General features: G+C 65.3%; 13 protein-coding genes. 10 read left to right on the top strand and 3 right to left on the bottom strand.

Annotated features, from left to right (window positions below; genetic code table 11):
- The first annotated feature begins 7 nt into the window (after positions 1 to 7).
- The 5 genes from ACODSP_RS02235 (at position 8) to ACODSP_RS02215 (ending at position 4,977) form a co-directional block, all read left to right on the top strand.
- Positions 8 to 916 (top strand): transglutaminase family protein, encoded by a 909-nt coding sequence (locus tag ACODSP_RS02235; protein WP_488964002.1) that lies wholly within the window; start codon positions 8 to 10, stop codon positions 914 to 916.
- A gap of 67 nt (positions 917 to 983) precedes the next feature.
- Complete coding sequence (locus ACODSP_RS02230; protein ID WP_488964001.1) at positions 984 to 2,537, top strand: helicase HerA domain-containing protein; 1,554 nt, start codon at positions 984 to 986, stop codon at positions 2,535 to 2,537.
- Positions 2,538 to 2,780: 243 nt separating this feature from the next.
- Complete coding sequence (locus ACODSP_RS02225; protein WP_488964000.1) at positions 2,781 to 4,268, top strand: ABC transporter substrate-binding protein; 1,488 nt, start codon at positions 2,781 to 2,783, stop codon at positions 4,266 to 4,268.
- Between the two features lie 97 nt (positions 4,269 to 4,365).
- Entirely contained in the window at positions 4,366 to 4,572 is a 207-nt protein-coding gene (locus ACODSP_RS02220; protein WP_488963999.1) for a cold-shock protein, read from the top strand.
- A 138-nt stretch (positions 4,573 to 4,710) separates the two neighbouring features.
- Positions 4,711 to 4,977, top strand: coding sequence for a hypothetical protein (locus ACODSP_RS02215; protein WP_054167421.1), 267 nt, complete (start codon positions 4,711 to 4,713; stop codon positions 4,975 to 4,977).
- A 50-nt stretch (positions 4,978 to 5,027) separates the two neighbouring features.
- Here the strand turns inward: ACODSP_RS02215 and ACODSP_RS02210 are convergent, their stop codons facing one another.
- Positions 5,028 to 5,675 (bottom strand): hypothetical protein, encoded by a 648-nt coding sequence (locus ACODSP_RS02210; protein ID WP_488963998.1) that lies wholly within the window; start codon positions 5,673 to 5,675, stop codon positions 5,028 to 5,030.
- Between the two features lie 222 nt (positions 5,676 to 5,897).
- On the opposite strand from ACODSP_RS02210, the gene ACODSP_RS02205 reads away from it, so the two are divergent.
- Complete coding sequence (locus tag ACODSP_RS02205; protein ID WP_488963997.1) at positions 5,898 to 7,100, top strand: pyridoxal phosphate-dependent aminotransferase; 1,203 nt, start codon at positions 5,898 to 5,900, stop codon at positions 7,098 to 7,100.
- 161 nt (positions 7,101 to 7,261) lie between these two features.
- Here ACODSP_RS02205 and ACODSP_RS02200 read toward each other — a convergent pair whose 3' ends face one another.
- Positions 7,262 to 7,495 carry a hypothetical protein gene (locus ACODSP_RS02200; RefSeq protein ID WP_488963996.1) on the bottom strand — a complete coding sequence of 78 codons (234 nt, stop codon included), beginning with the start codon at positions 7,493 to 7,495 and terminating at the stop codon, positions 7,262 to 7,264.
- A gap of 101 nt (positions 7,496 to 7,596) precedes the next feature.
- Here ACODSP_RS02200 and ACODSP_RS02195 point away from each other — a divergent pair, with 101 nt between their 5' ends.
- The 4 genes from ACODSP_RS02195 to rlmH are packed head-to-tail and all read left to right on the top strand — an operon-like array spanning position 7,597 to position 10,442.
- Positions 7,597 to 8,871, top strand: coding sequence for a glutamate-5-semialdehyde dehydrogenase (locus tag ACODSP_RS02195; protein ID WP_488963995.1), 1,275 nt, complete (start codon positions 7,597 to 7,599; stop codon positions 8,869 to 8,871).
- A complete protein-coding gene (locus ACODSP_RS02190) occupies positions 8,852 to 9,538 on the top strand; it encodes a nicotinate-nucleotide adenylyltransferase (RefSeq protein ID WP_488963994.1) in 687 nt (228 codons plus the stop codon). Before ACODSP_RS02195 ends, ACODSP_RS02190 begins: the two co-directional genes overlap by 20 nt.
- 5 nt (positions 9,539 to 9,543) lie before the next feature.
- Positions 9,544 to 9,984: a ribosome silencing factor gene (gene rsfS / locus ACODSP_RS02185; protein ID WP_488963993.1), complete on the top strand. Its 441-nt coding sequence runs from the start codon at positions 9,544 to 9,546 to the stop codon at positions 9,982 to 9,984.
- On the top strand, positions 9,984 to 10,442 hold the full coding sequence (gene rlmH / locus ACODSP_RS02180) for a 23S rRNA (pseudouridine(1915)-N(3))-methyltransferase RlmH (RefSeq protein WP_488963992.1): 459 nt from the start codon (positions 9,984 to 9,986) through the stop codon (positions 10,440 to 10,442). The genes rsfS and rlmH overlap by 1 nt, the downstream gene beginning before the upstream one ends.
- A gap of 3 nt (positions 10,443 to 10,445) precedes the next feature.
- Here rlmH and ACODSP_RS02175 read toward each other — a convergent pair whose 3' ends face one another.
- Entirely contained in the window at positions 10,446 to 10,655 is a 210-nt protein-coding gene (locus ACODSP_RS02175) for a hypothetical protein (protein WP_488963991.1), read from the bottom strand.
- Position 10,656 lies beyond the last annotated feature (1 nt).

Here is a 10,656-nt window from a genome sequence, read left to right as displayed (position 1 = left end):
GGATGCCGTGGACGGCGAAGCGATGGCGGCGGCGCGTGGCCCCGTGCGGTACAAATGCACTCATGTCACCCGCTATCATTACGGCGACACGGTGATCAGCGCCCATATGCTGGCGCATCTGGCACCACGTGCCCATCCGCGCCAGACCAACCACAATTCCACCCTGACCATCATTCCCTGGCCCGGTGTCATGACGGGCCGCAGCGACTGGTTCGGCAATCCCGTAACCTATGCGGCGCTGCATACACCGCACCGGGAATTGAAGGTCACGGCGGAGATCGACGTGACCGTCGCGCCCCCGCCCCCCTTCACCCCCGGCGCGACACCGGCGTGGGAGGATGTGGCGGCCCAGGCGGCCATCCTTGCCGAAACGCTGGAATTTGTGCGCCCATCGGCCCGCGTGCCGCTGGCCGATACGGCCCTGACGCTGTTTGCTGCCGGATTCTTCCCGCCGGGTCAGCCCGTGGGGGCCGGGGCCATGGACCTGACGCGCCGCATCCATGATGATTTCAGCTTTGATCCCACTGCCACGACCGTCAGCACCCCGATTTCGGAGATATTGGCCAAGCGGCGCGGCGTCTGTCAGGATTTCGCCCATCTGATGATCGGCGCGCTTCGCGCCCTGGGCCTGCCCGCCCGCTATGTCTCCGGCTATCTGCGCACCCTGCCGCCGCCGGGCAAGGAAAAGCTGAAAGGAGCCGATGCCAGCCATGCCTGGGTTCAGGTCTGGTGTGGGGAAGAAGATAGCTGGATCGATTTGGACCCTACAAATGGCCGACAATGCGACACCGATCATGTCACCCTGGCCTGGGGCCGCGACTATGACGATGTCTGCCCCCTGCGCGGGGTGATCATGGGCGGTGGGGGCCATGGCGTGCTGGTCGCCGTGGATGTGGAACCGGTGGATGACCGGTAAAGGTTCCCCAACCCGGTAGCGATGCGCTATAGAGCGCGCTTCACGGAACTCAGCAGGCAAGGTTGGGATGCAGGTCGGCATCGACATGGGTTTGACGGCGGAAGGGCGCGCCGCCACGATGGACCTGGAGGAACTGCTGGCAACCCGCCTGCTGGTGCAGGGTAATTCCGGGTCCGGCAAATCCCACCTGCTGCGCCGTCTTCTGGAACAATCCGCCCCCTGGGTCCAACAATGCGTCATCGATCCCGAAGGGGATTTCGTGACCCTGGCCGACAAGTTCGGCCATGTGGTCGTCGATGCCGCCCAGCATACCGAGTCGTCCCTGCAGAAGGTCGCCGCTCGTGTGCGTCAGCACCGGGTGTCGGTGGTCCTGTCTCTGGAGGGGGCGGATATCGAGGGGCAGATGCGTCTGGCGGCGGCGTTCCTGGGCGGCCTGTTCGATGCAGAACGCGATTACTGGTACCCGATGCTGGTGGTGGTGGACGAGGCGCAGCTGTTTGCGCCCGCCGCCGCCGGTGAAGTGTCGGACGAGGCGCGCAAGGCCAGCCTGGGCGCCATGACCAACCTGATGTGCCGTGGCCGCAAACGTGGGCTGGCCGGCATCATCGCCACGCAGCGTCTGGCCAAGCTGGCCAAGAATGTCGCCGCCGAGGCCAGCAATTTCCTGATGGGCCGCACCTTCCTGGATATCGACATGGCGCGCGCGTCGGACCTGTTGGGGATGGAGCGCCGGCAGGCGGAAATGTTCCGCGATCTTCAGCGCGGGCATTTCGTGGCCTTAGGCCCGGCAGTATCGCGCCGGCCCCTGCCCATCACAATCGGCCATGTCGAAACATCGGGCCGGGGCGGCAGCCCGAAGCTGATGCCCCTGCCGGACCAGCCGCACGCCGATGCGCGCGACCTGATCCTGACACCGTCCGCCGAGGAATTGACGGCACCGCCGCCGCCCGTGCGCCGGACGCCGCCGACGCCACAGCCCGACATCAACGCCGCCCTGCGTCTGGCCGGACAGCGTCAGGCGGAGATGGCCGCCACCGCCGCGCTGAACCCCGAACCCTCGCTGTTCGAAGCGGCGGAGAATGACGAGAAGCTGGACGAGGTGCTGCGTCAGGTCCTGTCCGACCCGGACGCGGCCTTCCGCACCGATGCAGTGCTGTATCAGGATTTTCTGGTCCGCTGCCGCATCCACCGGCTGCGCGGCGAAACGCTGGACATGCCCGCCTTCCGCCGCCGCCTGTCGGTGATCCGGGCGGGGGTGGATGCCGAAGGGACCGACGATCCCGATTGGACCGCCGCCGAACAGGCCGCCAAGACCCTGCCGGAGGATATGCAGGGCGTGTTCCTGCTACTGGCACGCGCCGCCATGTCAAAGGCCCCCTGCCCGTCGGATGCGGAAGTGGCGCGGGCTTGCGGCAGCCGGTCACCGGGCCGTGCCCGCCGGCTTCTGTCCTATATGGAACAGCGCGGGGTGATCGTGCAGCGTACGCTGATCGGCGGTTTGCGTTCCATCGGCCTGCCGCATCTGGGCCGGGAAACCGCCGCCGGCGACCCCAACGCGCCGGACCCGCTGGAGGCAGCGGAAACGCGCACAGATGGGGACCTGCTGGCAGGGATCGGTTGAAGGCTGTGACAATTGTGGGGACCGCGTCCACCGCTATCCCTATGGCCAGTGTTCAGCGCTATCCCAATAGCTTAGGCTTGAAATCGCATAACTTCCGAGGGCGATGGATTGGTCACGTCCAGCAACAGTCCCTCACTATGGCACCGCCCGTTGATCCGGCGCGGGCTACGGTCGCTTGCACTTCTCACCGCACTGACATGGGGCGGCGGGGCTACTGCGCTTGCCACCGATGCACCAGCACAGGTGCTGCGCGTCGGGCTCGACATGGTGGCGGCATCGGCTGATCCCCATCGGTTCTATTCCGTCGACAGCCGCAATCTGGCCTTTCACATCTTCGAACCGCTGATCCTGCCCGATGACGGGCTGGGCATCGTCCCCTGGCTTGCCACGGGGTGGGAGATGGAGGGGGAGCGGACCTGGGTGGTTCGGCTGCGGCCCGATGTGCAGTTCCATGATGGCAAGCTTCTGTCACCCCATGATGTGGCCTTCACCTTTTGCCGGCTGGACAGCATGGGGAACGGGCCGCTGGCCGGCCTGATCGCGGGGGTAGAGCAGGCGGTGGCGCGCGATGCCCATACGCTGGTCATCACCACGCGGGGGACCATGCCCTTGCTGCCGCATGTCCTGACGCTTCTGCCGATCATCCCCGCCCCCGATGGCTGGAAAGGCACCTATCAGCCGCGCGGCTGTGCGGGAACCGCCGACGGGCTGGCGGCCCTCACCGAACAACGGTTCGCGGATGGCAAGGTGCCGGGCACCGGCCCCTATCGCCTGGCCTCCTTCCACAGCGGCAGCAGCGCCGATCTGGTTCGCGCCGACACCTATTGGCGGACCAGACCGCATTGGGACCGCGTACAACAGGTTATTTTGGGTTCCGGTGTCGCGCGCGCACGGGCACTGGTGTCCGGAGAGGTGGACATCATCAATCAGGTGGTGCCGGAATCGTTGGATTTCCTGAGCGCACGTGCCGACATCAAGGTCGTGGACAGCAAGCCGCTGCGCACCTTGATGCTGACCGTCAATCTTGCCGGCCCCCTGGCGGACGTGAATATACGCCGTGCCCTGGCCATCGCCATCGACCGTACAGCCCTGAGCAAGCGCGTCGCGCAGGGCAGTGCCGAACCGGCGGACCAGATGGCACCACCCGGCATCCCAGGCTACACCCCGGCTGCATCCATTCCCTTCGATCAGGCAGAGGCGCGGCGACTGCTGGTACAGGCGGGCGTGCAGGAAGGCCTGCGCCTGCGCCTGATCACCATCGAACCCTTTGCGCGCGTCGCAGAAGGCGTGGCCCGTTACCTGCTGGCCATCGGGGTACAGCTTGATATCCGCTATGCCAGCGTGGGCGACGCCCTGCCCCTGCTGCGCGACCGGGATTATGATCTGTTCCTGGGCAGCCGGGTCCCGTTCACGGGCGAAATGGGCTATTCCAACTGGGAACTGCTTCACACCCCACAGCCGGACATAAAGGCGGGCAGCCAGAATGACAGCGGATACAGCAATCCTGAACTGGATCAGATCCTGTCGCAGGCCATGGTGGAGGCAGATGCAAGCCGGCGGGAGCAGCTGTTGCAGCAGGTTGCGGTGATCGCCAGCCGCGATTTGCCCTTCATCCCGCTATTGCGCACCACCCGCCGCTGGGCCATGCACGCGGATCTGCGTTTCGATGGACGGGTGGATGGCAACACCCTGGCTACCCTGATCACGCCGGCATTGGCCAGCACACAGTAAGCGGGCGCAACCCCGTCCCCTGCCCCGGACCCTTGCAATGGCGCAGAGTTGGGGCCATGTTGCCGGCCATCGTCACGACAGCGCCGGGGAGAGCGCCATGCCCACGGGCACAGTCAAATGGTTCAACAGCGCCAAGGGCTTTGGCTTCATCACGCCCGAGGATGGCGGCGAGGACGTGTTCGTCCATATCTCCGCCGTTCAATATATCGGCCTGTCCACCCTGAAAGAGGGGCAGTGGCTGCAATATGAGGTCGAGATGAACCGCAAGACCCGCAAGCTGCAGGCCATCAATCTGCGCAATTGAGCGGTTGTCGCGGCCCTCGCCACCGGGCACGCTTAACCACATTCTCACGCAAAGGGTTGCGTCGCATCCATTCAATGGTATGAAGCGGCAATTGCGGGGCATTTGACCCCGGCCCTGTCAGTCATAGGAACCGGACCCATGTCCACACTTCACAAGCAGGCGATGGAAGCCGTCCTGAAGGCCGCCGAGATGGATATCCTCGGCACGCTGGAAGATCAGGACATCAAGGACCGGTATAGCGAGGAAGGCGATCAGGCCGCCATGGATGTCGCCATCCTGCACGGCTACCGCGTCTTCATGCGCATCTGCGAGGCCAATGGCATCACCGCCGATGCCGAACTGTTCGTCGAAATGGCCGGCGAACTGGCCGATGACATCGCCCAGGATGGCGGCAGCGAAGAGTAACGCTCCATCCCGTAGGTCGCGGGTGATCGTCTTGGAAGCAGGGCGGCGGATCAGCCCGCCCGGCGGCCCTTGGCACTGTTGCCGTTGCTTTCGGCATCGGCGCTGCCCTGTTTCAGGGCAATCGACAGGCTGTCCCAGGCGGCATCCATGGCCTGATTCTGCGCGCCATCTTCGGCGGCCATTTCCCGGATCATCTTGACCATATCATCGGGCAGGCAGGCCGTCTTGACCGGACGCCCCCCGAAATCTGCCTGACGCGGAAACACGCACAGGACACGCACCCGCACCAGCGGGAAACGGCTGCGGATGGCCGTGATCAACGGGTGCAGCTGTAAAACCGGGTTGATGAAGGTGCCGACCGTATGGTCGGGCCTCACATATTTCCACTGCCCCGCATTCTGGTTGCAGCGAACCTGCCCTGCCACGTCGGGCGGCGCCGACATGATCAGCAGAATGCTGGCCGGCAGGCGCAGCACATTGTCGATCCGGACCAGCCCGGCCTTGCCCCCGCCGATCTTCACATCGTTCAGCATGGGGTATGAGAGTTCCTCCAGCTCCATGCGGCGCTTGAACAGCTCTGCATTGTACTGCTTGATCGAGGTGGGCTTGATACGCTTGGGCTTCACCGACAAGGCGAACGTCACCACCAGCGTAATCACCACCAGGGCGATCGCTGTGAAGCTGATGAGGTCAGCCACGGCGACCCCAAACCATTTCGCAAGTTCCGTCAGCATCGGCCAGGAAATAACCCAGAATGGTCCCGATGTCACGAGCGGGTGGGTTACGATTGTATCAGGGCAGCCCTTCCCCACCCCTGCCCAAAACGCGCGCGTCCTATAACATTCCTGTGCTTGGCGATAATGATCGGGCGCTTTAAGGTCCCCTCCCGGTCACAATTGGTCCCAACCAGGGGAAAATAAATGTCGTTGCTTGCCGACCGCCTGTCCCGCATCAAGCCGTCACCCACCATTGCGGTGACCAGCAAGGCCCGCGCGCTGAAAGCCGCCGGTCGCGATGTGATCGGTCTGGGCGCTGGTGAACCCGATTTCGACACGCCGGAAAATATCCGCGCCGCCGGCATCCGCGCCATCGAGAACGGCCAGACCCGTTACACCGATGTGGACGGCACGCCGGACCTGAAAAAGGCCATCTGCGCCAAGTTCGCGCGGGAGAACGGCCTGACCTACACGCCCGATCAGGTGACGGTGGGCGTGGGCGGCAAGCAGGTGCTGTACAATGCCCTGATGGCCACCGTGAATGCCGGCGACGAAGTGATCATCCCCGCCCCCTACTGGGTCTCATACCCCGACATGGTGCTGCTGGCCGAGGGCACGCCGGTCACGGTGGCCTGCCCGGCGGAAAACGGCTTCAAGCTGCTGCCCGCCGACCTGGAAGCCGCCATCACGGCGAAGACCAAGTGGCTGATCCTGAACAGCCCGTCCAACCCGACGGGTGCCGCCTATACCGCGGATGAGCTGAAGGCGTTGGGAGAGGTGCTGCTGAAGCACCCGCAGGTCTACATCATGACCGACGATATGTACGAACATCTCGTCTATGAAGATTTCAAGTTCACCACCATCGCCCAGGTCGTGCCGGCCCTTTATGACCGCACCCTGACGGTCAATGGCGTGTCCAAGTCCTATTCCATGACCGGCTGGCGCATTGGCTATGCCGCCGGGCCTAAGGCCCTGATCAAGGCCATGGGCATCATCCAGAGCCAGTCGACCAGCAACCCAACCAGCATTTCCCAGGCCGCCGCCGTGGAAGCGCTGAACGGTCCGCAGGACTTCATCAAGGAACGCGCCGCGGTATTCCAGACGCGCCGCGATCTGGTCGTGTCCATGCTGAACCAGGCCTCCGGCCTGAACTGCCCCAACCCGGAAGGCGCCTTCTACGTCTATCCGTCCTGCGCCGGCACCATCGGCAAGACGGCCCCGACGGGCAAGGTCATCGAGACGGACGAGGATTTTGCGTCCGAACTGCTGGAAGCCGAGGGTGTGGCGGTGGTGCATGGTGCCGCCTTCGGCCTGTCGCCCTTCTTCCGCATCTCCTACGCCACCAGCACCGACGTGCTGGAAGAGGCCTGCACGCGCATTCAGCGCTTCTGCGGCAGTTTGAAGTAAGAGGTACGGGGTTCCCCTCACCCTCCCAGGCCCTGACGGGCCTGGGCCCCTCCCTCTCCCGCAAGCGGGCGAGGGGCGGAATTTTTATACCCTCGCCCACGAAGGTGGGAGAGGGAGAGGCCCGTTGGCGCCAGCCAATGGGAGGGTGAGGGCAACCAGCCTTAAGCCAGAATATCCAGCAGCCGCTTGAAATTCTGCTGATCGGCCTTCATCACGGCGGCGCTGATGCCCGCCGTGACTTCCGCCTGCTTAACATCCAGGATGACGGCAGGGTCAGCATTGCCGCCAGCCACGGCATCGGCGGCCACCTGCAGCGCTGCCTGCGCGTCCTGAAAGCCTTCAAGGCCGGCGCGGGTCAGGTCGGGCGGGGTGCTGGTGATGGATGAGATCGACATAATGCACAGGATAGCATGGCCGGCATCGGCGCGGCAGGGGTGAAACCGCTCCGGCAACGATGTAGGCTGCGTGCCGCACACCGCAACGGGATTTGACCGCCATGGACAGCATCGACCGCCAGGATATCGCCAGCATCATGGATGCCTTGGGCCGCCGCGCCCGCGCCGCATCCGCGATTGTCGCGACGGCGCCAGCGGACGCGCGGGACAAGGCGCTGCGCGTGGCCGCAGGGACCCTGCGCGCCCGTACCGCCGACATCCTGGCCGCCAATGCCATGGACATGGACGCGGCCACGCAAAAGGGCCTGTCGGGCGCCATGCTGGACCGGCTGATGCTGAACCCGGCGCGGGTGGAGGCGATGGCCAAAGGGCTGGAGGAAATTGCCGACCGTCCCGATCCCCTGGGTGCCGTGCTGGAACGCTGGGAACGGCCCAATGGGTTGCGGTTTGAGAAGGTGCGCGTGCCGCTGGGCGTGATCGCCATCATCTTTGAAAGCCGGCCCAATGTGACCGCCGATGCAGGCGGGCTGTGCCTGAAATCCGGCAATGCCGCCATCCTGCGCGGCGGATCGGAAAGCTTCCATTCCGGTCGCGCCATCCTGGCGGCGTTGCATGCGGGCCTGGATGCAGCGGGTTTACCGCGTGACGCCATCCAGGCACCGCCCACCACCGACCGCGCCGCCGTGGGTGAGTTGCTGACCATGACACGCTGGATCGACGTGGTGATCCCGCGCGGGGGCAAGTCGCTGACGGGCCGGGTGGCGGATGAGTCCCGGGTGCCGGTGATCTATCACCTGGACGGCATCTGCCATGTCTATCTGGACAAGGATGCCGATGCCGACAAGGCGCGGCGCGTGACCCTGAACGCCAAGATGCGCCGCACCGGCATCTGCGGCGCGGCAGAAACGCTGCTGGTCCACCACGATGTGGCCGCCAGCCTGCTGCCCCCCATCCTGAACGACCTGATTCAGGCGGGGTGCGAGGTGCGCGGCGATGACGGGGTGCAGGCCCTGGATGCGCGGGTGAAGCCGGCGAATGATGAAGATTGGGACACCGAGTATCTGGACGCCATCCTGTCGGTGAAACTGGTGGGCGGCGTGGACGAAGCCATCGAGCATATCGGTCGCCATGGCAGCCACCATACCGACAGCATCGTGACGGAGAGCGCCGCCACCGCCGACCGGTTCCTGACGCGGGTCGACAGCGGCATCGTCCTGCACAATGCCTCCACCCAGTTCGCGGATGGTGGTGAGTTCGGATTCGGCGCCGAAATCGGCATTTCGACGGGCAAGCTGCATGCGCGCGGTCCCGTGGGTGCCGAACAGCTAACCAGCTATAAGTATGTGGTGCGCGGTGATGGGCATACCCGGCCCTGATCACGCCCGCCCTGCCCTGCCCATGACGCATGGCCACCGCGTGCCCACCCCGCCGAAACCGGGGGCGGGCACGCTGTGGAAGGGCTTGCGCATCGGTCTTCTGGGCGGGTCGTTCAATCCCGCGCATGCGGGGCACCGGCATATGTCGCTGATGGCGCTGCGGGCGTTGAACCTGGATCAGGTCTGGTGGCTGGTCAGCCCGCAGAACCCGCTCAAGCCATTGGACGGGATGGGAAAACTGGCCGACCGCCTGGCCCGCGCCCGCAGGGTTGCCAACCATCCGCGCATCGTGGTCAGCGATATCGAAACGCGGCTGGGCACCCGCTACACGGTTGATACGCTGACGGCCCTGAAGGCCCGGTTCGGGGGCACGAAATTCGTCTGGCTGATGGGGGCCGACAATCTGTGTCAGGTGCCGCGCTGGCGCGACTGGACCCGGATTTTTGCGCAGGTGCCGGTTGCGATCTTCCCGCGACATCCCTATTCTACCTTTGCGCTGGGCGGCAAGGCTTCCCGGCGTTTTGCCGTTGCGCGTGTGGATGCGCGGCGGGCGGGTGGCTTGGCCGACCTGCCGCCGCCGGTCTGGGTCTTCCTGGACGTGCCCCTGCACCCCGCATCGGCAACGGCGATCCGGCAGGGGCTGGATGGCGAAGCCTTTAAGGATTGATTTCGGTGAACCAGATCGTGAGCGCAGAGAATTCCCCCAACCCGGCCGCCGGCGCCATCGCCGCCGCGGACATGCCGGAGCGCACCCTTGAACTGATCCTGGCCGTTCTGGACGAGGACAAGGCCGAGGACACGATCACCATCGACCTGCGCGGCAAGACCAGCATGGCCGACTATCTGGTCGTCACCACGGGCCGGTCGGCCCGTCAGGTGGGCGGCATGTCCGACCATGTGGCCCGCCGCCTGCGCGATCTGGGCATCCATGTCGGCAATCCCGAAGGCTATCCGCAGTGCGACTGGGTCCTGGTCGACAGCGGCGACGTCATCGTTCATCTGTTCCGCCCGGAAGTGCGCGCCTTCTACTGCATCGAGAAGATGTGGGGCGTGGAGCCGCCGGCCTCTCTGAAGACGCTGACGGCTGATTTCGACGGCGGACCGGCGCAGTAATGCGTATCTGGCTGGCCGCTGTCGGCAAGGCCAAGCCCGGCCCTGCCCGCGACCTGTTCGAGGAATACAAGGCCCGCATCACCTGGCCGTTTCAGTTGCGCGAGGTGGAAACCAAGAAGCGGCTGGAAGGCGATGAGTTGAAGCGGGCGGAGGCGGAGCTGTTGCTGGCCTCCCTGCCCCCCGGCGCCACCATTGTGGCGCTGGATGAACGTGGCCGCATGATGGGGTCGGAAGATTTCGCCGCCCGCATGGGCCAATGGCGCGACGCCGCCGTGGGCGATCTGGCCTTTGTCATCGGCGGGGCCGACGGGCTGGACGCCAGCATCCGGCAGAAGGCGGCCCTGGTCCTGGCTTTCAGCCCCATGACCTGGCCCCACATGATGGTGCGCGGCATGCTGGCCGAACAGGTTTACCGGGCGCAGCAGATCCTGGCCGGCCACCCCTATCACAGGGCCTGACCCTTATCCCCGCCCTTCCATCAGGTCGCGGATGCGCGACAGGTGCTGGCACGCCCGGCCAACCCCCAGCAGCAGTACGCCCAGCAGCAGCCCGACCAGGGCCGGGCCATAGCTGTCGGGTGTCGGCGCAATCAGCATGAAGGCCGACACGATCAACGCCGCCGCGCCCACAAAATAAAGCACCATCGCCGTGATGCTGCGCCGCGTACCCATG

This window comes from Niveispirillum sp. FG156 (genome assembly GCF_057809555.1).
Note: the sequence above shows the minus strand (reverse complement) of the source record. Positions and strands in the feature narration are given on the sequence as shown.